Raw genomic sequence first — 21,282 nt, 5'->3', positions numbered from 1 at the left:
GGAAGGTCAGCAGGTCCGCCAGCGCACCGTCGTGCTGACCGAGTCGTCGAGGCCGTGCACGGTCATCGGGGCGGTGACCGAGGCGGGGGCGCCGCACCAGTTGCGGACCCGGTGGGCGCGCAGGTTGATCACCTGCGTGACCCCTTCCCGCAGCGTGCCGCTGGAAGGGGTCACCGCCAGGCCGGGAGCCGATATCCGCCATTTCAGCGGCTCTCCCGAGATGGTGAGGACCATGCTTCCCAGGCCGAACTCGTCCAGCGTCACCACGGGCGGGACCCGCAGGCGCGAGGCGAGCCCGTCCTGCCGCACCGGCGCGCCGGCCGTGGGAGGCGGAGACCGGGTGGCCTGGCTGGTGGACGCCTGCAGCGAGCTCGCGGGCTCTCCGGACTCGATCGCGGGGCCGAGCAGGTTCATCCCGGTCAGGGTGCCCGCCGCGCCCGCCACGACGATGATGACGAGCTTGATCGTGGTGTTCCTGATCCGGGCGCCCGCCCAGCTGAGCGCCTCCAGCACGCGGATCCCCATTTCGATCCGCTCCTCGTCGGGGCGGTCGTCGGGTTCGGTGTGGAAGCGCAGCGCGGGAACCTGGGCGTCGTCGCGCACCCCGATCTCGCGTGTCGCGGCGTCGCGTACGCCGGTCTCGCGTCTCGCGGTCTCGCGTGTCGCGGTGTCGCGCATCTCGACGGAGGCCTGCCCGGCGATGACGACGGGTTCGGGCTTGACGACGGGTTCGGGAGCGGGCGGCGCCTGCCTGGGGATGGTGCCGGTGAGCTCCTCGCTCTGGGCGAGGACCTCGCGCGCCCACGCCTGGGTGAGCAGGGCGTCGTAGAGCGGGGTGTCGTGCCCGGGTACGGGTGGCGCGGACGGCGGGCGGGCCGGCCGGGTCCTGCGAGGCGGCAGGGCGGGCAGCGGGGGCAGTCCCGAGGGGTTGGCGGGGTCGGAGGAGCCCGTCGCGGGCCTGTCTCCCGGTGCCGTGCCCGGTGCCGTGCTCGACGGCGTCGCGGCCGGTGGCTTCGCGGAAGGCTTCGAGGCCACCGGCGGGTAGGGAGGCATGCGGACCCTGGGAGTGGGCGAGGGTGGCGACGCCGCGGCCGACGGTGCCGGGACGCCGCTCCCGGCCGGGGATGCGGGCGAGGCGGGAGACCGGTGCCCGGGCGGGGCGGGGGTCCGGCCCCCCGGCGGGGGCGCGGGAAGGACCGGGGACCGCCCCCCGCCCGGAGGGGCGGACAGGAGAGGAGACCCGTCCCGGGCCGGACGCGCGGGCGGGATCACCTCGGGAGCCGCCTCCGCGGACGCCTCGGTGGAGACCTCGGGAGGCAGCGCGTCCGTGAGCCGCTGCCGCTCCTCCGCGGAGAGCGGCGCGACCGGGGGATGGGAGATCATCTGCGGCACCGTGTAGCGGATGTTGATCGGCCGCGTGCACACGGAACACCTGATCATGTGGGAGAGCAGGCGCGCCTGGGAGCCCTCCGGGTCGGCGGGAGGGGACGCCGCCCGCCCGCCCGCCGGGCCCTCGGGGAGACCGGCGGGGAAGACGCCGGGGAAGACGGTCTCCACCAGCGGGGCGAGCTCGGGGCAGGTACGCCGCCCGTGGGCGAGCGCGTCCAGCCCGCTCACCAGGGTCTCGATCAGGTCCTGGGTGCGGGTGGCGAGCCTGCCGACCTCGTCGACGGGCATCGCCAGCACATGGGAGAGATCCTCCATGCCGAGCGCGTGGCGGTACGTCAGCCTGAGCGTCTCCGTGCCCAGGGGGTCGACGATCGTCCACACCCGCTCGATCAGCGAGGCGTCGGGCATGCCGGGCCCCGAACCCGGCACGTACCGCTCCCGGTACCCCGGAGAGGTGCGGCAGTCACGTCGCAGTGCGGCCAGCAGCCGCCCCCGGGCCGTGACGTCCCCGGGAGCGGCCTCGACCCGGCCGGCCGCCAGCGCGGCGACGACCGCCGCGCGCGCCCGGCCGGACTCGAGGTGGGAGGCGGCGTAGTCCATCAGGTGCGCGCCGTGCTCGCGCACCCAGGCCGCCCCCTGGCCGGGGCCGGGCGTGAGACGCCCGGTTCCGGTGGGTGTGCTCATCGGCCGTCGTACTCGACCGGGTCCGGCTCGACCCGGCCTTGGTCGGACCGGCCCTGGTCGGACCGGAAGGGAGCGGTGTTCTCGCCCGGCCATTGCTCGGGGACGTCGTCTCCGCCGTCTCCGGGGTCCCTGGGGGCCACGGCGTCCTCGGGTCCCGGCTGGGCGGGGTCCAGCCCGCCCGTGTCCGGCTGCCAGGGCTCCTCCTCGCCGGGGACGCCCTGCTGCCGCTGGTCGGGCTGTCCCTGGTCAGGCTGCGGGACGACGCTCTCGCTGGGGATCGGGCTGGGAAGCGGGACGGGAGGGGGATCGGTCACCACGAGCTCCAGGTTCCGCTGGGGCAGCCCGGTGAACTTGGTCCAGTTGCTGATCTGACCGGGCGCGGGCTCCGCGTAGAGCCAGCGGATGAAGGCGGGCCACAGGCACGAGTCGCGGGGGATCATCGCCTGGGCGCCCGAGGACGGGCTCGGGCCCTGGGACGCGCTGAGCGCCTGGATCTCCTCGGTGGTGTAGTTGCGGCACGGCGGGGTGCCCGGCGGGGCGATGTTGAGGTCCCACACGCCGTTCTCGTCCGTGTAGCGCATGCCCCTGTCCAGCCCGAGGGCCTCGTAGGCGCGCCGCAGGAGCTCGGGGTTCTCGAAGACCGGCAGCGAGACGCCGCCGTCGGGCCCGCCGCCGGGAAGCCGCGGGTCGGCCGGCATGAGCACGGTCCCGTCGGGACCCTGCGACGCGTTCTCACCGGGGCCGACGGACGGCTGCGGCTGCGCGGGCCGGGAAGGTCCGGCCGGAGGAGGCGTCCGCGAGGGGTTGGGCGCCTGCGAGCGCCTCTGGCCACCGGGCGGCTGGACCGGAGCCTGGCTGCCGCCGCGCGCGGTCGGTGCCACCGAGGGCGCGTCGCCGGTCGGCCTGGTCTCGGGAGGCGCCGTGGGGAGGGTTACCTCGCCCGAGGGCACGAGCGGCCGGCCGGGGCCCGACCGGATCGCCGGCTTCAGGGTGCCCGTCGGCCGGGGGTTCCTGGCGTTGTCCCCGGGCTGCGGGGGCCTGACGTCACCGGTGGGCTGGGGCTGCTGCCTGTTCCCGCCGGTGGGCTGAGGCTGCGTGGGCTTGAGACCGCCGGTGGGCCGGGGCTGCTGCTGCCTGTCGCCGTTGGTGGCCGGTGGCTGCGACCGCCCGTTCCCCCCGTTGGGCTGCGACGGCCGCGACGGGCCCGAGGACCTCGTCCCGCCGGACTCGGGAGCCGGCTTGGGCGGCGTGACAAGCTCGACCTTCTTCTCCACGGGGCGCTGGATGACGCTGCCGCTCTCGTTCTCGCTCTCCGAGATGTTGCCGCTGATCTTCTTCGTCGGGGTCGGAGGCGGTGGAGGGGGAGGCTGGACGGGCTGGTTGTTCGCCGGCGGGGGCTGAGCGGGGGGTTGCACCGGCCCGGGGTTGGGAGCGGGCTGTACCGGTGCCGGGTCGGGCTTGGGCGGCGGGTCGGCCTTCTTGGGCGTCGCGGGTTTCGTCGGCGCGGTCGTCTTGGGGGCCGAAGGCGGGGTCGGCGTGCTCTTGGGGTTTCCCGGTCGCTGGAGGGGCGCCGCCGCCGCGGCGGCTGCCACGCCGAGGACGGGGAGGGCGACACAGCCCTCCGCGGAGCCCCCGAGCGCGTGCCCGTCGGTGGTGGCGGTCAGGCAGACCCGCTGGTCCCCGGCGGCGGCGGCCGGCCTGGCGCCGTCCGCGATCGTGCTGCCCGCGTCGGCGCCGGAGAGCGGGAGCGGCTGGTCGCCGCCGGGTGCCGCGCTCGACGTCCAGGCTCCCGCCTGGTCGTCGAGGAGGTACGTGCCCGCGGCCAGCCGCATCACCTGCCCTTCGCCGGGATCGGGGCGCATGGCGATGACGGTTCCCAGCCCGGCGCCGGCACCGAAGACACCGATCGCGACACTCGCAGTGATCACCGTCGCGCGCGATGGCTTACGTGAGGGTGTCATTAGAATGTTCCTTTTCTTCCGGTGAAAACGTCAGTCGCCGTGGCTCTCCAGGACGTCGCTCCACTCGCCCAGCACGCGAGCGGGCTCGTTCGAGCCGGCGGGGGGGACATGTGTCACATACATGCGGCCGTATGTGGCGCTCACCGAGTGGGCGAAGGCCTTGTTGCGGGTGCGGACGGCGGCCGAGCCCTTCAGCTTGACCTTCGCCCCTTCCCGCACCGCCTCGCGGAGCTCGGTGGATCGGGCTCCGTACCAGACCAGAGCGCCCCCGTCACTGGTCCTGAGCGCGCGTACCGGTCCCTCAAGCCGGTACGACAGCGTGATCTTCCAGTCGGCCTGCTCCAGCCGGACGCGTTCCTGCTGCCAGAACAGCGCGGCCTCGCTGGTCCACGGCCCCTCGTCGAACCGCGGGTCGACCTCGGCGTTCTCCAGGCTCGCCAGATGCGCGCGGGCGATCTGGCGAGGGGTCGAGCTCAGCCCGGTGGCGTTCTCCGGGAGGCTCGTCGCGTACCCCTCGCCGTCGGTCGCTATCTTGGGGAACCGCGCCGGGGTGGCGCGCGTGTCGGCGGCCGAGGCGACGAGCCGCCAGCCGCCGGGGGCCGAGCTCATCACGTCGACGATCCGTGCGACGCCGGGCTCGTACGAGACCGCCACGAACCAGTCGGCGGCGCCCTCCACGTGACGCGGGATCCACACCTGGGGGTTGGGCCATATCCCCGTCGCGAGTGAGGTTCCCTGCATCTCGGCGGTCTTGAAACCCGCCCTCGTCATCTCCAGCGCGAGCCCGTGCTCCAGCTTCGCCATGGCCGCCTGGTCCTTCCTGGCCTGGGCCGCCGACAACCCCCGCTGGTAGCGGCCGTGGATGCCGTACGCCTCCTTGGCGGTGAGCTGGGGCGAGCGGGATCCGGCCGGCGGGTCGGCGGGCGGCGGGGTGGTTCTGGTCTCGGTCCGTGGCCGCTTCGTGGGGGTGGCCTCGGGACGGGGGGACTTGGCCGTGCCGCTTCCGGCGGGTTTCGGGGTCGATTTGGGAGTGGAGCGGGCGGGGGTCGGCGTCGGTGAGGGCGAGGAAGGAGCCTTCTCCCAGCCTGTGTCCGAAGGGTCGGGGGTGGGGTTCGCCGCCAGGGACGAACCGGAGGGCGCTCTGGTCGCGAGCCAGAACACCGCCACGGCGATGATCGCTAACACGGCCGTGAACAGAATAACCTTCCGCCAATCGAATGACAGGAGGCGTTCGGGATGCCAGTCGGATGCGTGTTCGGAATCGTGCCTAGAGGAACCACTGCCACGGCCAGAGGACCCAGCCTGTCCATCTGGGAAATCTGATGCACGCCATGACATAGGTCCAAATATTAGACTGACCGTGATCTATTTGGAAGGTAAAGGGCTCAGTAATTGCCACTTATGGTTATTGGATTATAAATAACACCTAAGTAGATATATGGCCCGTCCGAAACCGGCAATGCCCCCACCTGCTGCCATCCTTCGGGTGGACCGTGCCACCGGCTCTCTAGAGAAGTGTGGCCTTACCGGGGTTTCGGATGATCCTTCACGTTTCTTGTTGAGCTGCCATTTCCCTGACGCGGGCCGGGCGTTCGTCTCCTGTTCGGTTTTCCGGCGGCCGTCCGCGCTCTCGTCGCGCACGGGAAGATCGCGATACCGTTTCCCACTTCTGATTGGTGCAAGCCGTCATAGCAACTTGATATGTATGCGTTTCCTCTGTTTGGTGGTTCGGCTCCCGGCCCGCGTTCGGGTAATTGGAACCCCCGCTTTTCCAGGGGTGCGCGGGCGGCGGCCTTCCGCCCTCGGGGGCCGCCCGGCGGGACGCGCGGGCACGCGATCGCCCGGGACGAGGAAGAGACGAGGAAGAACGGGTACGTCGCCTTCCAGGGGCCGCGGGGCGTCCGGGGCGATCCCCGCCCGGCCTCGCCCGGCCTCGTCCGGCCGGTGCCTTCGGCGGGTCGACGGGGTGACCTCTCGCCCGCTCGGCGCTTTCGGCGGGACGTGGCCTGCCGTCCGATCGGCGCCTTCGGGAAGTCAGCGGGGCGTGGCTCCGCCGCCCGCGCCGAAACCCGTCTCGTGGTTCCACAGGTGGGCGCATCCCGGGCACTGCAGGTGCAGCAGGCTCCCGGTGTTGGCCAGGAGATAGCGCCAGTGCTCCCCGCAGTTGCGCCCGCCGAGGCAGTCGTCGCAGTCGCGGTGGTCCCGGCAGGCGGGACAGGGCACCCATGCCCTGCGCCCGAGGTCGGCGTGTGGATCAAGTGGCAGCACGGCCGGGCCTCCTCCGGGGGAGAACGCCGGCGGCCACGAGCATGTCGTAGGTCTCCTGCTGCCGCTCGTCGAGGCCGGAGTAGAGGAGGTCGTACGCCTCCTCCTCGCTCCGCATCACCGCCACCGGGTCCCAGCCCGGCTCCAGCGCCGCGATGACCGCGGCGCGGCGGCGAGTCTCCTCAAGGGTGAGGTCGATCTCGAAGTCGGTGTGTGGGCTGGTGCCGTCCTGGTTCACCGCATGACTTTCCGGTCGGCCGGCGGGCGCGCCGGAGAGGGGGCCCGGAGAGAAAGGCGGGGCCTCCGGGCGGCATCGGGGAGGGACTCGCCTCCGCCGGGGAAGAGCCGCTCTTCGCGACCGGCCGTTACGCGCCCCGGGAGGAAGCCCTTCACGGGGGAGATTTGTCCGCTACATACCTTATGTGGCTTTTGTCATATTTTCGTGTGATGTGCGTTACAGGCAACCGCCGGCCGGTACGGCCGCGCCGCGCCTTCCCCCGCATCGCCCTCATGCCGGAGGCCGGGCCGGCAACGGCGTGCGACTGCGGGTATCAACAGGTCAGGGGAGTGCGGTCGTCCCCGGGGGTATGGACCTCTCCGAGGAAGACCACGGCCCGGAGGCTGCCATGACCGCGTACACCCTTTCTATCGTCGAAGGCGACACCGATGACGTCTCGTCCGGCGACGACATCTTCTCGCCCGCCTCCCCGGTCGACTTCAGCCGGCTCGACCCGTACACCCTGCTGTGGCTGACCGAGCACGGCTACGAGGACGAGGGAAGGCGGGTCGTGGTCACCCCGGCGGGTCACGAACCCGAGGGGGTCCGCGTGGTCGCCTCCCGCGACGTGGATCTCTGATCCCCGAGGACGGTCACACGGGAGCGATGCGGCGTGGTATCCGCGGTGAGGACGATTTCCACCTGACAATCTAGGCGTGAACCGACATTCCCGGAGATCGTTTCTTCAGCTCGGCGGTGTCGCCGCGACGGGGGCGCTGATCCCGGTGCATGTCGCGTATACGGAGACCGCGCATGTGGAGGCGCGCATCGGAACCACGCACCCGGAAACCACGCCGCGCGCGCCGGCCGACCCCCTCGCCCCGCTGCGCCACCGGTGGCGGGACGTGACGGCGGGGTCGGGGTTCGACGCGACGGCCGAGCCGTACCGGACCCGGCTGGCGACGCTGGGGAGGAGGGCGGCCGGGTACCGGGACGCCATGGCGCCGGCCGGCGCGTCGCTCTGGCCCGACCTGGCGTTCCCCTCGCTCGGCGCCACCCCGGCCCGGCTGCGGACCATGGCCCGCGCGTACGCCCTGCCGGGGACCGGCCTGACCGGCGACGCGAGCCTGGCCGCGGCCGTCGCGGGTGGCGTCGACCACTACCGGCGGCGGGTGTACGCCGCGGGCGCCGACCAGGTCGGCAACTGGTGGTACTGGCAGATCGGCACCCCCAGGAACCTCCTCGACGCGGCCCTGCTGATCGGCCCGCACCTGACGGAGCGGCAGAGCGGGGCGCTGCGGGAGGCGGTGGACCACTTCCTGCCCGAGTGCCGCCTGGACGACTACGGCGGGACCAGCACCGGGGCCAACCGGGTGGACCTGTGCGTGGTGACACTGCTGCGGGCCATCCTCGGCTCCGACCCGGCGAAGGCCGCGCTGGCCGTCTCCGCGCTCTCCCCGGTCTTCCCCTACGTCTCCGAGGGCGACGGGTTCTACCGGGACGGCTCCTTCGTCCAGCACACGACCATCCCCTACCAGGGCACGTACGGAGCGACGCTGCTGTCCGGTCTCGCGACGCTGTTCGCGGTGTTGCGCGGCTCGCCGTGGGAGGTCACCGACCCGAACAGGCAGGTTGTTCTCGACAGCGTCGAGAGGACGTTCGCGCCGGTCGTCCACGACGGCTTCTGCATGGACCTGGTCAGCGGCCGGGCGATCGGCAGGCAGCCGTACGGCGACCACCGGAGGGGGCGCGCGATCGCCTCCGCGATCCTGCTGCTGGGGGAGACGGCCTCCGCCGCCGAGCGGTCCCGCTGGCAGGGCATGGTCAAGGGGTGGGCGCTGCGGGACACCCACCGGCCCATGCTCGACGCGGCCGAGGACGACGACCTGGGATTCCACGCCCGCCTCGCCGCGATCCTGGGCGACGACGCCGTCCCCGCGGCCGAGGAACCCGCCGGGCACCGGCTGCTGGCGATGAGCGCCCGCGCCGTGCACCGCGGGCCGGGCTGGTGCGCGGGCCTCAGCATGGCCTCCCACCGCGTCGGCCACTACGAGCACGGCAACGGCGAGAACCTCCGCGGCTGGCACACCGGCTCGGGAATGCTCTACTGGTGGGCCGGCGGCCACGGCGACCAGTACTCCGACTCCTTCTGGACCACCGTCGACCCCTACCGCCTGCCGGGCACGACCGTCTCCACCCGGCGGCTGGCCGACGGCGCCGGTGAGGCGTGGGGCGACACCTGTCCGCCGGGCCGCTGGGTGGGCGGCGCCACCGACGGCGTGTACGCGACGGCCGGCCAGCACCTGAACGGCTTCGAGAGCACCCTGGACGCCTTCAAGTCGTGGTTCTTCCTCGACGACGCGGTGGTCTGCCTCGGTGCCGGGATCACCGCCGAGGACGGCGTACCCGTCGAGACCATCGTGGACAACCGCAGGACCGACGCGGTTCTCACCGTGGACGACGGGAAGGGCTGGGCGCACCTGGAGGGACACGGCGGCTACGTCCTGCCCTGCGGCACCCGCCTGCGCACGCTGCGCGAGGAACGCGCCGGCGGACGGGACCCGGTGACCCGGAGCTACGTGACCCTCTGGCTCGACCACGGTGTCGATCCCGTCTCGGCGGGCTACGTGTACCTGCTGCTGCCGGGCGCGAGCCTCGCGGACACCCGGGCCCGTGCCGCCGACCCCGGCTGGGCGCGCGTGCTCGCCAACACCGCCAGGCAGCAGGGTGTCCGGGTGCCGTCACTCGGGATCACCGCCGTCAACTTCTGGAACGACGGAGCCGCCGGGGACCTCGCCGCCTCCGCCCCGTGCGCGGTCCTCGTCAGGGAGGGCGGCGACGGTACGGCCACGCTGACCGTGTCGGATCCCCGGCGCGACCTGGACGAGCTGACCGTCACCTGGAACCGGCCGGTGACCGAGGTGCTCCGCGGGCATCCCCTCCTGGCGGGCGCCACGACCGGCGCGGGCCTCACGCTCACCTTCGGACGTCTGGCGGGCCGGGGCGGCGGCTCGAACACGGTCACCGTACGCCTCGGCCAGGACCTGTTCCGTGAAGGGGACACGGGGGGCGGGTCGCGCCCCCGCCGGTGAACGTCACGGGTTCGACGCCGACCGGCGGGAGGCGGAAGGAGCGACGCCTCTCACCGGCGTTCCAGAACGGCCGGGCAGATCCCCCGGGCCTCGGGGTCACCGGTGCCTCGGGTACGTGGCCTGGACAGCCAGTTCCCGAGGAGGGCGCCGGCGCCGGGCGAAGACCCTCCCTGCAGGGGAGTCAGTCTCCAGGTCCCCCGGTCCCTCGGTTCCGAGAGTTCCCACACCGCCTCTCCCGCGTGCAGGAGCAGGCGTCCTCCCCGCTCCCGGGTGTAGAGAACCGGTGGTCTCTTGACGTCTGCGGAGAATTCTCGCCACGCGCTCTCCGCGCAGTCGATCCTGAGCGTCGTCCCGAAGGGCCACGGCTTCCGCCAGCCGGCGGCCAACCGGCTGTTCATCTCCTTCTGAGTCGGTCGCCGGGCGAAGGAGAGATCCGCCTCGGCCATCGCGTGGGTGAAGTAGCGGACGGCCTCGTCCAGCGCGGTCCGGCCGTCCAGCCTCACCCCGGTCTCGACACCGTCGAGCAGGCCGTGCGCGGCGTCGAAGTTCGCCGAGAACAGCGCTCCCCTGCCGCCGTCGGCGATGACGCCCTTGGCGTGGTTGAGGGAGTCGGCGTGAACGCGCACCCCCAGATCGGCCAGTGCCGTGGCGTCGGCCCGATGGGCGGCCATGTTGTTACGTCCCCGGCACAGCAGGTCGACCTGTAGCGGTCGCCTCCTCATCGCGCGTTCGAGGGGGCCGAGGAGCAGTTCCGGCCGGTCGACGAGTCCGTTCAGGGAGAAGGTGGCCAGGAGAATGCTGTTGCGCGCCTGGTCGATCACATCGTGCAGGTGGTCCAGGATGAAACGTTCGTCGTCATGGGTCCAGATGACGCCCGGTCCCGGAGGCTTCTCGGGAAGCGGGACCCGGCAGGAGCTCGGTTCCGGCTCGCGCCGTTGCACGGAGTAGGTCGCGGACCCCGGCGGCATCTCGTAGGAACAGGAGTGCCACAGCCGGACGAAGAACCGGGCGATCCGGTCGACCTCGGCCGGTTCGTCGACGACGACGCCGTTCTCCCCGATCCTGTTGAGCCCGTTCGTGTCGAGATTGGCACTGGAGATCAGCGCGAACCGGTCGTCCACGACGACGAACTTGGCGTGGCAGTCGGGACGTCCTCGCACGGCGATGCCGCGCCGGGTCAACTCGGCGAAATGCTTGCGCTGGATGCGGGCCGCGTCGTCGGGATCCTGCTCGTCCTCCAGTTCGGCCAGCCGGCGCCGCAGGCTCTGCCCGCTGAGCTCGGAGATCACATAGACACCGCCCCGCAGGCGTCGCGCCGCGGCGTACAGGGCCTCCAGCAGGTCGGTCTCGCCGAGCAGGTAACTGGCCACGAACACTTTGTCGCGCGCTCGGCCGATCAGTTCCAGAGCCGCTTCCTTGATGGTCCTGCGAGATCCCGCGTAGGTGAAGACATGCCGGTAGCCGCCGGGGGCGTCCTCGCCCGGCGAGTACGGTCCGTGGGTCCGCCCGGCGTCGCGCAGGAGGAAGAAACCTTCGTCGAAGGTGAGCCCGCCGAGATCGATCCGGTCAGTCATAGGCGAAGTCCCTGCGTCGGCGCAGCTCGTAGGTGAGTGCGTAATGGCCCAGTGCCCATATCCGCTCGCGTACCGATTCCTCGGTCAGCGTGGTCCCGTAACGGCGCCCGGCCTCCGCGCAGGCCCGCTCCAGCTCTCCGGCCGGGTCGCGCGCCGACATCACCGACGTGACGACGTCGTCCCGGGCGAACAGCAGGCGGGCCTCGTCGTCGGCGGGGAAGAACGAGCAGGAGACCTCGGCCACCGCCTCCTCCCCCTGGACGGCGAGTCCCGCGGGCTCGGCCGGCATCCGGCCCCGGTCACAGATCATCCGGGCGGTCTCGCCCTCCAGAAGCAGCTCCCACGCGCTCGGACCGCGCTTTCGCATCCTGGAGAGCGGTGGCTCGCCCCGTTCGGTTACCAGGCCCAGCTCGCGCCAGGCGGCTTGTTGCGCGACCGGGTCGTCGAGGTGGCCGGCGAGTTCCAGCCACCGGCCGAGCAGGCCGTCGGCCCCGTCCAGCCGGGCGGTCACCTCGACCTGCTCGCCGTCCTTCCCGGAACGCCTGCGGGACCCGGTCAGGGTGACGTCCGCGACGTGGCCGGCGTCGGGGGCCGTCCGGATCACGGCGCGGCAGCGATAGGCGGGGCACAAACCGGGCAGGACCGGCTGACCAGGCCCGCCTTTCAGGTCCTCCACCAGTGGGATGTCACCGTGGTCGGGGATCGGCACGTCGGCGATGCCCGAACCGCGTGTGCCCGCCGTGCCCTCGCGGACGCGCATGCCGAGGTAGGCGGCTCTGCCGTACGCCCTGAGTTCGGAGGGGACGGGTGCTCGTTGATCCGCGGCGAGCTGCTTGCGCTCGAGCTCGCGCAACCAGCTGTTCTGTTCGGAGGCGACGACGAACAGGTCACCCGTGCGTGGCAACAGGACGAAGTCGGCGGTGGAACGCACCAGCCGGTGAACGGCCTGCTGCGTCAGAGCCTCCACCGAGCGCCCGGGATCAACGCGGTAACCGGCGCCGTCGGGCGTCAGCACTCCGTCGGCGACCAGCCGCCACGCCGCTCCCGCGAGCACGCTGGGCGGCAGCGACGTCACCGCGGAGAAGTCGGCGGGCTCGATCGTGCCGAGTGCCAGCCCCATCTCCAGGACGAAGCGCTCCAGTGACGTCAGCTCGCGGGACCGCCTGCGGAGCACCGGCACGCTACGCCAGTACAGCATCGGCAGCAACGACTCGGAGATGACGGCGACGGCGTCGCCTTCGAGTAAGGGCGGCGTGATGCGCCGGAGCTTCACGGGGACGTCACCTCAAGATGCTTGAGCAGCAGGGAGGAGGGGTTGCCGGGGGAGAACTGGGCGGCCATGTTCGCGTAGAAGCGCTCCGCCTCCGGCACCCCCCGCAGGCCGGTGAGGGTGTTGAGGTGGCCGACCAGCATGACCGAGCGACGTGCCCGGCTGCACGCGACGTTGAGCCTGCGGACGTCCTGCAGCCACAGGGCGAAGCCCGGCCGCTCGCGGGACGGGCCGCGCCGGGTGCGGCAGAAGCTGACGATGACCAGATCGCTCTGCTGCCCCTGGATCCTGTCGATCGCGTCGATCACCTCGAACCGCAGGACCCGGAAGGCCGGTTGCCCGGGCGCCTCCAGCCGTTCCCTGATCGCGCGGGCCTGGGCACGGTAGAAGGTCAGCACGCTGACGGTCACCGCCTTCTCCCCGCGGGCCAGCAGCTCCCCCTCCCAGGTGCGGCAGGCCGAGGTGACGAGGTCGGCTTCGAGAGGGTTGACGAATCCCGTGCCCACGAGCTCCTCACCGGCCCGGGGATGGTCGGACGTGTCCAGGAAGATCAGCGGCCGATGGAACGTCTGACCGGCGACGAGCGGTGTCACACCCGAGGCCGCGAGCGTCTCCGCCGGCGGGCTGACGTAACGCCCCCCGTACACGGGATCCCTGACAAGGGCGGCGATGGGGTCGATCATCCTGCGTTGCTCGATCAACTCCTGACGCATGGACGGCGGGCCCTCGACGACGCACCGCTCGAACAGGCTGCGCACGAGATGGGTGCGCATGGCGCCGAGCAGTTCCCGGTCGGCGTCGGCACCCTGGGCCCGAAGCCTGCGGTGCCCCTTGGCGAACTCCTTCTCGTACGTCCGGGGCCAGTGCCCTTGCAGGCGGAGACGCTCGGCGATCTTCAGGACCGAATCGGCGCGAAACCGGTGCAGCTCCTCGTCCTCCTTCCACAGCCCTCCCAGGGTGGCGACCGCTGCGTGGACGTCGGGAACGGCGCCCCGGTCCGCCATGTTGAGCGCGCTCAGCGCGTGCAGGAAGTGCTCGTCCTTGGCCTCGACATACGGAGGTAGTTGCTTCTCGTCCCCGACCAGGACCCAGCGGCGGGACTGTTTGGCCCCGATGAGGAACTCGCTGTCGACGACCCGGCTGGCCTCGTCGACGATGAGGGTGTCGAACTCCTCGTCGCGCAGGCCCTCGTCGCCGCCGAACCCCACCGTCGTGCAGCAGACGAGATTGGCCGAAGCGGCCAGCTGCTCGCCCAGCTTCGTCATGAGGCCCCGCTGCTCGTGCTGCCCGGCCGTCCGGTCCAGACCGGTGAGCTGGAACCAGCGCTGTTCGAGGTGGGCGTATCGCTCCAGGCGCCATTCCCGTTCCTGGTTCCGCCTGGCCCGGGTGGCCAGTTCGGCGTCGCCGGCGTCCGCGATGCCGGGGTCCTCGAGCCGGTTCAGTGCCTGGAGCCGGGCGTGCCGGGCCTCCTCGGCCAGCCGTGCCGTCTCCTCGCACGCCCGGCCGTCGCGGATCTCCAGATCCGCGTCCCGGGCCTGGGGGGAGTCGATGTACCGTCGTCCCTCGGCGCACGCCGCGGCGGTGCGCTCCCGCTCGCGACGGGCCGCCTCCAGATCGCCGCGCACCGCCCGGTGGGTCCGGCGCGACCGGCCCAGCTCGCCGGCCCCGAACCACGCCAGCGTCCGCGACCCGATCGTCGCCCCGCTTTCGAGCCGGTCGAGCGCCTCGCGCGCCAGACGCTCGTCGTGCCCGGCGTGGGTCAGCCGCGCGGCGGCGGCCCGGTCGGCGGCGACGGCGAGGGAGAGCCGGCGCGCGGCCTCCTCCATGGCCGTGCGGTGCTCCGCACGGCGGTGGTGGCGCCGGTGAAACGCCTCGTCGCGCCGGGCGGCGGCTCCGGCCTCCGCTCGCCGGGCCTGGACGTAGGTCTCGATGCGGGTGCGCTCGTCCGCGAGGCGACTCGCCTCGGCACGCCATCCGGAGGCCCCGGAATCCTCCGGCCGCCGCGCCCTGCGTGCGATCTCTCCCACGATCTCCGTCTTCATGAACCGCCGGAGCTCCGGCCGTACCCGGGAGTCGTCCCATCCCGCGCGCAGCGGGAACACGCCGTCGACGTCACTGAGGCGCCGCAGCACCTCGTCGACGGCGACGTGCATCGGGGCGAGCAGCAGCACGCGCTCCCCCCGGGCCACCAGCTGCCGGACGACCTCCGTGATCACCGTGGTCTTGCCGGTCCCCGGCGGCCCCTGGATGAAGAACGCGTGAGGGCTGCCCACCGCCCCCGTGACGGCCGCGCGCTGCTCGGTGTTGAGCTCGGTGTCGAAGAAGCCCCTGGGCGGGGGAAGCGTGGGCAGCGCGGGGAGTGACGCGGGGGCGCTGAGCATCCGCGCCAGTACGTCCCAGTCGCCGACCACCTCTTCCCGCAGGAACCGGTTGAGCGCGTAGGAGTGCCGTGTCAGGCCGAAGCGCGCGGTACTCGTGACGGTCACCGGCGTTCCCGGCTGGAGGACGAGACGGTCCGTCTGCGTCAGGTGGAGCACGCCCTCGTCGGCCGACTGGACACGTACCCCGGCCTTCCTCCCGTCGGCCTCCACCGTGACCGAGGTGCCGACGCCGAACCCGTCGGCCGGGCCGTGCAGGCGGATCGGGAAAGCGTCGGGCGGGAACAGCGGTGACGGGTCGAGAAGGACACCGCGGACGCTGACCTTCTCCTCCCGCTCGATCCGGAGCGCGAGCAGGTCGATCATCATGAGCAGGGCGGAGTAGTACCGGCGCACGCCCGAATGGAGCCGGGCGTTCTCCATGACCTGTTCGTCCGGTGAGCCAAGGCCCCTCGCGGCGAGGTCGCGGGCGCGGCGGGCGGCGCGGATCCGTTCCCGCACCTCCCGGTGGACGGCCTCCATGTCGCAGATACGCCGCTCGTAGGGCGAGTGGAAGGTCACCGCGCCACTGACCGTGAACTCCGAGCGGGGTGGCCTCGTACGCGGCTTCACCGAGGTCACGACCGCCAGCGGCTCACCGCTGTCCGACTCGGGTTGGCTGCTGACGAAGACGTCGTACCGGGGTCCGCTCAGGCAGAAGTAGTCCTCGTCGCGACCGGTCCGCCTGTCGCTCACGAAGCCCGCCCGCAGATCCGCCTCGACGGCGCCGAGGTTCGTGCCGATCCTCGCCAGCTTCTCCGGCAGGCCCGCCCGGTGGGTGAGGGGGAGCCGGATCGCCCCCTCGGGTGCGTCCAGGGTGGCGAGAACCTCGCGCGTGTACTCGATGAGCCACAGCAGCGGGATCCCCACGAGCAGCGTCGCGCCGAGCATGCCGCCCCTACCGGTCGGTGCGGACGAACCGCAGGTCGTCGCAGAGTCGCGTGACGTCCTCGGCGGCTCCGCGCAGCTCCCAGGCGGCGCGCAGGACGATCCGGGCCTTGTTTCCGAGCGTCTGGCTGTCCTTGGGGCTCACCGGGCGGTCGCCGTGGGCCAGGATCGACTTGTTGCGCGCGGTGACCAGCGTGTTGAGATGCGACAGTGCCGAGGTCTCGCGGATGCCCGCTCTGGCGGGCAGCGCGTCCTCCAGCGCCGTGAGCAGGACCGCCGCGCTCATCAGCCCGATGACGGGAGGCAGCGTGTTCGTCGCGCCCGTCCGGCCCAGCGAGCGCTGGATGTGCCCGTACCGCTCCCGCAGGCCCGGCACGTCATCGGTGAGGAGGGAGTAGTCGGGCCGGTCACAGGTGAAGCCGGGCGCCAGCGATTCCAGCCGGCCCGCCAGGCAACCCTCGATGGTCCGGTAGGACAGGAGCGCGGCGAAGTCGTGGCGGCCGAGTTCCCGGTAGTGCTCGCCGAGGACGAAGTAGCTGATCACGAGGCTGTCCCCGTCTCCCGCGGCCAGTCGCCGCAGGAAGCCGATCTGGCGTTCGAGCCGGTCGGCGGTCTCCGCGCTGATCTGGTACGACTCGTGGCCGAGCGCCGCGGCGACCGTCTCCACGCACGCGGGGAGGCGATCGAGATCCAGGTCGCACCAGGCCCGGTAGAGGTCCGACAAGGCCCGCATGAAACGTGCCCGGCCCGGTGCGGCCAGGCTCTCGCACAACTCGTCGTACCGCTGCCGAGCGCTCTCGAAGGCGCCGCTGGCGAAGGCCTGCAGCGCTCCGGCCATCTCCTGCTCCCCGAAGAGAGCGGTCGGGTTGTCGAGCAGGAGCAGGCGGTCGGAGCCGGGGATGGGGCGGTGCCGCACGGGGTCGTACTCGCTGTCGATGTAACACAGATCCAGGCCCAGCTGCCAGGCGGCCAGCGCCGCCGCCGCGCTCATGACCTTCCGGCCGCCGGTGATATCGATGATCGCGTACGGCCGGGAACCGTCGGCCGGGCGCAACCTGTCCAGCTCCTCCTTGACGATCCGGTAGATGCCCAGCGGATCGGTGGGAACGCACGGGCGGTGGGCGAAGTCCCGTTGCCGTAGCCCTCCGGGGCCCACCAGACACTCGGCGATCACGTCGATGCTGTCCTGAGCGGTCTCGGAGGAGACGACCAGGAGCCTGCGGGGCTTGATCACCTTGTGGGTGATGATCGTGGTGAGCGGGGAGAAGCCCGAGAGGCTGATCAGAAGCTCGACGGGTTCGCGGGGAGCTCGGCCGCCCTCCTTCGTGATCCGCTCGACCACGTCGTCGAGCAGATGGTCCAGGTAGAAACGGACCGCCTGGGACTTCGGATCGCCCTCGCCGTAACTCTCCTGGCCCTGGTCGATCCGTTGGAGCCGGGCGGTCCTGTTGTCGAAAGAAACCATGTGACGGCTCCCACGCGGTCAACGGGCAGACCCGCGGGATCTTAACAACTTATATGCGGCCTACGGTAGTGTTCATAATGATCTATCGCAGGTGGGAATTTCCTGTCGTGCTGGCGTGATGTGCCTATGTCATGAAATGTCCTTTTTCTCTGGACCATCGTTCTGCCTGGGGAAACGCCGCCGAACCTCTTTCCTGGAACGTTGAAACGATCATCCATCCATGCGTCGACATGAATGGACAATCGGTGTATTAGGCGCTATGTCATCGCGTTTTCCTCGAAGATTTCCGGCGCGCCGCACGGGACGGGACCGGGTCCCGGCGGGCGCGGGAATGAGCCGCCCGCCGGGACCCGGTTCAAGGGACTTAAAGGGACTCAATGGGACTTCGCGGAATTCCGGGGTGCCCCGGAGTGTCCCGGGAGGTCAGGTGCCGATCTTGCCGACCCCGGCCCCCGCGCTGACGATCGCCTTCACGGAGTTCGGGTCGTCCAGGGTGTAGCCGTAGTACGAGCTCGCCTCCTGCACGCTGCCGCCGCACTCGGGCGGATCTGAGGCGTCGAGCACGTTGTTCCGCGCGACGCACCTGCCGGCGGTGCCGGAGTAGGTGTTCGTCACCGGGACCTCGACCCTCTCGAAGTAGTTGCCCTCGACCAGGCAACCGGCGTTCAGCTGGCAGACCACCCCGGCGTCGGTGTTGTAGACGTAGTAGTTGTTGAACACGTGCACCGGCTCGCCGAACCGCACCCGCGGGTTGCGCTGCGGGGTCCGGTCGAACCAGTTGTGGTGGTAGGTGACCTTCAACCGGCCGACGTCCTGCGCGCTGTTGCCGTCGTCGTGGCCGAGCAGCATGTTCTTGGTGTGGTCGTGCGTGTGGTTCCACGACACGGTGATGTACGACGAACCACGCTTGATGTCGATGAGCCCGTCGTACCCGTCGGCCAGGTCGTTGTGGTCGATCCAGACGTGGTGGGAGAACATCTGCACGTTGATCGAGTCGTCGTTGGCGTTCCGGAACGACAGGTTGCGGATGATGACGTTGTTCACGGCGTTCGCCGGCGGCGAGGTGACCGAGTTGTCGAGGGGGAGGCCGATGTTGAGGCCGCCGCCGCTGATGCCGCCGGTGGAGCCGATGCCCACGATCGACTTGTCGGAGGTGACGTTGTGCATCCCGGCCGGAACAGTGATCATCCCGCGTACGCAGATGTTCAGCGGCCCGCTCTGGCCGATCGCGGAGATCAGCTCGCTCGCGGTGTCGACCTCGACGGTCGGCCCGCCCGCGCCGCCGGTGGTCCCGTTACGGCCCCAGGCGTTCACCGAGGCGAACCCGGCGGGCGTCCCGGAGGTGGGGCAGGAGCCCGGGGGCGGCGACACGGTGGGCGTCACCGTGGGCGTGACCGGCGGCTCGCTCGGCCCGCCGCTGTCGGTCACCTGCACGTCGTCGAACGAGGCGCTCGCGTAGTAACCGGCGAGGCCCACCTTGCCGGAGGAGAAGGTGGAGTCCGTCGCCGAGACGACCTCCACGTTGTTCACGAAGCCGCGCAGCGTCGTGCCGAACGCCTCGAGCCTGAGGGTGTACCAGGTGCCCGGGGTCACCGTCGCCGCGGCCGAGTCGAGGGTCGCCGGGGCGCCGCCGGTCCGCTTGCCCAGGACGACCGAGCCCGAGTTGCTCAACCCCAGGTAGTAGTAGTTGCCGGAGCTCTGCGCCCTGGCCAGCACCGCGACGTAGCGCCCGCCGCCGTTGAACGCGATCGGCTTCACCCGTGCCTGCACCGCCTGGCCCGACCAGCCGGTGCCGACCACCGTCCTGGCGTCCGCGCCTGTCCCGGACTGCCGGTACACCTGGGAGCCGTCGGCCACCACCGACCAGCTTCCCCCGGACTTCGACCAGCCGTTGGAATTGCCGTCCTCGAAGTCGTCGGCGAACAACGAGGCGGCGAACGCGCTGGGCATCGCCACGAGCACCAGCGCCCCGATCACCGCGAGAGCGAGGGACGTCGCGAGCGCGATGAGCGGCGAACCGCCGAGCCCTTTCCTTCTTCGCACCGTGGAACCTCCAAGTTCCGTCAGTGCCGACCGGCCGTGCTCCCGGCCCGGTCGGCCATGGCCTCGCGCCGGGACCGAACCGGCGACGCGAGCGTGCCGCGTTCCGCGGTCACGCGCCGGCGTCGCCGGGGCCCCGGCGAGCGATGTCCGTCGGGCGGCGTGCGAGCCCGCCCAAAAACCCCCTGGCTGAGGGCCTTGGGCATTGCTGACCTGCGGCGGAGTACGCCGAGCAGACCCGTCACGACGCTCTGGGACGAAGGGTGGGAAAGCGCTATCCAACTCTTTTCGCACTTTTACGCCCGGAGAAAGGTGCAGTCAAGCGCCCAGTTCGTCCGGAGACCCCGAGGCCCCGGTCCTCCGCCCGGCCGGAACGCCGTTCTCCCAGCTGGGAACCCGTCGAGGCCGATCCGGAGGCGATGCGAAAATCCTCCCGCGAACGCGCGAGGATTTTCCCGAGTCCGCGCCGGGAGGCGGTCGCCCCGCGCGTCCGCGTCGGGTGACGACCACCCCCGCGCGTCCGTGCCGGGTTGGGCGTGCGGGCCGCCCGCAGGGTACCGCCGGCCCGCGCGTACCATTCAGCGGTGGAGGTTCTGGAACCGGAGGAGTGGCGAGCGCGGGCGGAGGCCCACCGGCGCCGGGTCGAGGTGTGGGCGGAGCCGCACCTGGCGCGCAGGGCGCGGGGCGAGGCCCATCCCATCGAGGACTTCCTGTTCACCTACTACGGGCACCGGCCGGCGCGGCTGCGGAAGTGGCATCCGGGAGCCGGGGTGATCTTGAGGGGGGCGCGCGACTTCGGCCGCGACTACCTCGACACTCCGGAGGGGGCCACGCTCGACACCGCGGCGCTGATGGACAGACGCGGGTCCTCCATCGAGTGGATCATGCGGCTGCTGGCCGCCACCGCGGCACGGCCGGGATATTTCGGCTGCTTCGGCCTGCACGAGTGGGCGATGGTCTACAAGGCCGAGGAGGTGCGGCACGAGGCCTGGCCGCTGCGGCTCAGCGGGGAGGAGATCGCGGAGGTGGTGGAGCAGCGGGGGGTGCGGTGCGGCCATTTCGACGCGTTCCGCTTCTTCACCCCCGAGGCGCGCCCGCTCAACGTGCTGCAGCCGACGCGCGAGCGGCAGCCGGAGCTGGAGCAGCCGGGTTGCCTGCACGCCAACATGGACCTGTACAAGTGGGCGTACAAGCTGTCGCCGCTGGTGAGCGGTGAGCTGGTCGCCGACTGCTTCACGCTGGCCCGCGACATCCGCGCCGTGGACATGCGAGCCAGCCCGTACGACCTGAGCTCGCTCGGTCAACGGGCGATCCGGATCGAGACGCCCGAGGGACGGGCCGAGTACGCCGCCGAGCAGCGGGGGTTCGCCGAGCGGGCGAGGCCGCTGCGGCAGCGCCTGCTCGACTCCTGCGAACGGCTGCTCGCCGGCACCCGCCGTTCCTGACCCGCCGCCTGTCCGGATCCGCCTCTTCCGACCCGCTGTGAGGCCGCAGGCGCCGTCAGGGCTCCGGCGCCCGGGGCGCCGAGAGCGCGTTCGGCCGAGCACGGCCCATCCGGTGCCATCGGGGATCCCCACCCCCTGACCGTTGCGGGCACGGTGCTGAAACTTACATCGGCCATGACTCTCCCCGGCGCGATGATCCCGCAAGGTTTCAGGAGGCAGGGACAAAGGTTGGAACATATACCGAGTCCGCATGCCTCAGGAGGGAATCCGAAAGTTTCTGGGCCGCCTTGACGTATTTCGGGGAGGTTTCCACACTGAGTCCCCAAGGCGTCCTCCTACGGCCGGGCCGGTGGTACGCAGCAGGGCCGTCGTCTGCGACGCCCCGGTGGTGTGCCTCCCCGGCAATGGGCGCGGCGTCGAGTTCGCGGGGCCGTCCCCCGCGTTTCCGCTTTCCCGTGACGCAGTTATGGAGGCTCAGGCATGGGCACAAACGCCATACCCCCGCCCGGCACCCGGCGACCCCTCGGCGGTCTTCGCCGGGCTCTGGTCGCCGGCGCCCTCGGCACCCTCGTGCT

The 21,282-nt window shown here is 71.6% G+C and carries 13 protein-coding genes; 3 read left to right on the top strand and 10 right to left on the bottom strand.

From position 1 onward, the window contains the following. Window positions 1–6 precede the first annotated feature (6 nt). The 5 genes from ACTOQ1_RS25685 to ACTOQ1_RS25665 all read right to left on the bottom strand — a co-directional run bounded on the left by ACTOQ1_RS25685 (window position 7) and on the right by ACTOQ1_RS25665 (window position 6,537). The gene (locus ACTOQ1_RS25685; protein ID WP_440070583.1) at window positions 7–2,073 is read right to left on the bottom strand and encodes a hypothetical protein; all 2,067 of its coding nucleotides are present in this window, start codon (window positions 2,071–2,073) and stop codon (window positions 7–9) included. Then, complete coding sequence (locus tag ACTOQ1_RS25680) at window positions 2,070–4,034, bottom strand: hypothetical protein (protein WP_440070582.1); 1,965 nt, start codon at window positions 4,032–4,034, stop codon at window positions 2,070–2,072. The genes ACTOQ1_RS25685 and ACTOQ1_RS25680 overlap by 4 nt, the downstream gene beginning before the upstream one ends. A gap of 30 nt (window positions 4,035–4,064) precedes the next feature. Beyond that, a complete protein-coding gene (locus tag ACTOQ1_RS25675; protein ID WP_440070581.1) occupies window positions 4,065–5,219 on the bottom strand; it encodes a hypothetical protein in 1,155 nt (384 codons plus the stop codon). An 849-nt stretch (window positions 5,220–6,068) separates the two neighbouring features. Further along, window positions 6,069–6,302: a hypothetical protein gene (locus tag ACTOQ1_RS25670; RefSeq protein ID WP_440070580.1), complete on the bottom strand. Its 234-nt coding sequence runs from the start codon at window positions 6,300–6,302 to the stop codon at window positions 6,069–6,071. Then, window positions 6,289–6,537: a DUF6400 family protein gene (locus tag ACTOQ1_RS25665; protein ID WP_440070579.1), complete on the bottom strand. Its 249-nt coding sequence runs from the start codon at window positions 6,535–6,537 to the stop codon at window positions 6,289–6,291. Before ACTOQ1_RS25665 ends, ACTOQ1_RS25670 begins: the two co-directional genes overlap by 14 nt. Before the next feature lie 388 nt (window positions 6,538–6,925). Between ACTOQ1_RS25665 and ACTOQ1_RS25660 the strand changes: the two genes are divergently transcribed. Then, window positions 6,926–7,156, top strand: coding sequence for a hypothetical protein (locus ACTOQ1_RS25660; RefSeq protein ID WP_440070578.1), 231 nt, complete (start codon window positions 6,926–6,928; stop codon window positions 7,154–7,156). A gap of 175 nt (window positions 7,157–7,331) precedes the next feature. Next, window positions 7,332–9,608, top strand: a complete 2,277-nt coding sequence (locus tag ACTOQ1_RS25655) for a polysaccharide lyase 8 family protein (protein WP_440070577.1) — start codon at window positions 7,332–7,334, stop codon at window positions 9,606–9,608. A gap of 50 nt (window positions 9,609–9,658) precedes the next feature. Here the strand turns inward: ACTOQ1_RS25655 and ACTOQ1_RS25650 are convergent, their stop codons facing one another. The 5 genes from ACTOQ1_RS25650 to ACTOQ1_RS25630 all read right to left on the bottom strand — a co-directional run bounded on the left by ACTOQ1_RS25650 (window position 9,659) and on the right by ACTOQ1_RS25630 (window position 19,265). After that, window positions 9,659–11,182 carry a phospholipase D-like domain-containing protein gene (locus ACTOQ1_RS25650; RefSeq protein WP_440070576.1) on the bottom strand — a complete coding sequence of 508 codons (1,524 nt, stop codon included), beginning with the start codon at window positions 11,180–11,182 and terminating at the stop codon, window positions 9,659–9,661. Further along, the gene (locus tag ACTOQ1_RS25645; RefSeq protein WP_440070575.1) at window positions 11,175–12,455 is read right to left on the bottom strand and encodes a hypothetical protein; all 1,281 of its coding nucleotides are present in this window, start codon (window positions 12,453–12,455) and stop codon (window positions 11,175–11,177) included. The genes ACTOQ1_RS25650 and ACTOQ1_RS25645 overlap by 8 nt, the downstream gene beginning before the upstream one ends. Beyond that, a complete protein-coding gene (locus ACTOQ1_RS25640) occupies window positions 12,452–15,760 on the bottom strand; it encodes a DEAD/DEAH box helicase (RefSeq protein WP_440070574.1) in 3,309 nt (1,102 codons plus the stop codon). The genes ACTOQ1_RS25645 and ACTOQ1_RS25640 overlap by 4 nt, the downstream gene beginning before the upstream one ends. Window positions 15,761–15,767: 7 nt before the next feature. After that, the gene (locus ACTOQ1_RS25635) at window positions 15,768–17,222 is read right to left on the bottom strand and encodes a TIGR02710 family CRISPR-associated CARF protein (RefSeq protein ID WP_440070572.1); all 1,455 of its coding nucleotides are present in this window, start codon (window positions 17,220–17,222) and stop codon (window positions 15,768–15,770) included. A gap of 423 nt (window positions 17,223–17,645) precedes the next feature. Continuing rightward, a complete protein-coding gene (locus tag ACTOQ1_RS25630; RefSeq protein ID WP_440070571.1) occupies window positions 17,646–19,265 on the bottom strand; it encodes a pectate lyase family protein in 1,620 nt (539 codons plus the stop codon). 581 nt (window positions 19,266–19,846) lie between these two features. Between ACTOQ1_RS25630 and ACTOQ1_RS25625 the strand changes: the two genes are divergently transcribed. Next, entirely contained in the window at window positions 19,847–20,707 is an 861-nt protein-coding gene (locus ACTOQ1_RS25625) for a 3-methyladenine DNA glycosylase (protein WP_440070570.1), read from the top strand. Window positions 20,708–21,282: the final 575 nt, after the last annotated feature.

Source organism: Streptosporangium sp. OZ121, assembly GCF_051918885.1.
In the GTDB taxonomy this organism is placed as follows: Bacteria; Actinomycetota; Actinomycetes; order Streptosporangiales; family Streptosporangiaceae; genus Streptosporangium.
Note: the sequence above shows the minus strand (reverse complement) of the source record. Positions and strands in the feature narration are given on the sequence as shown.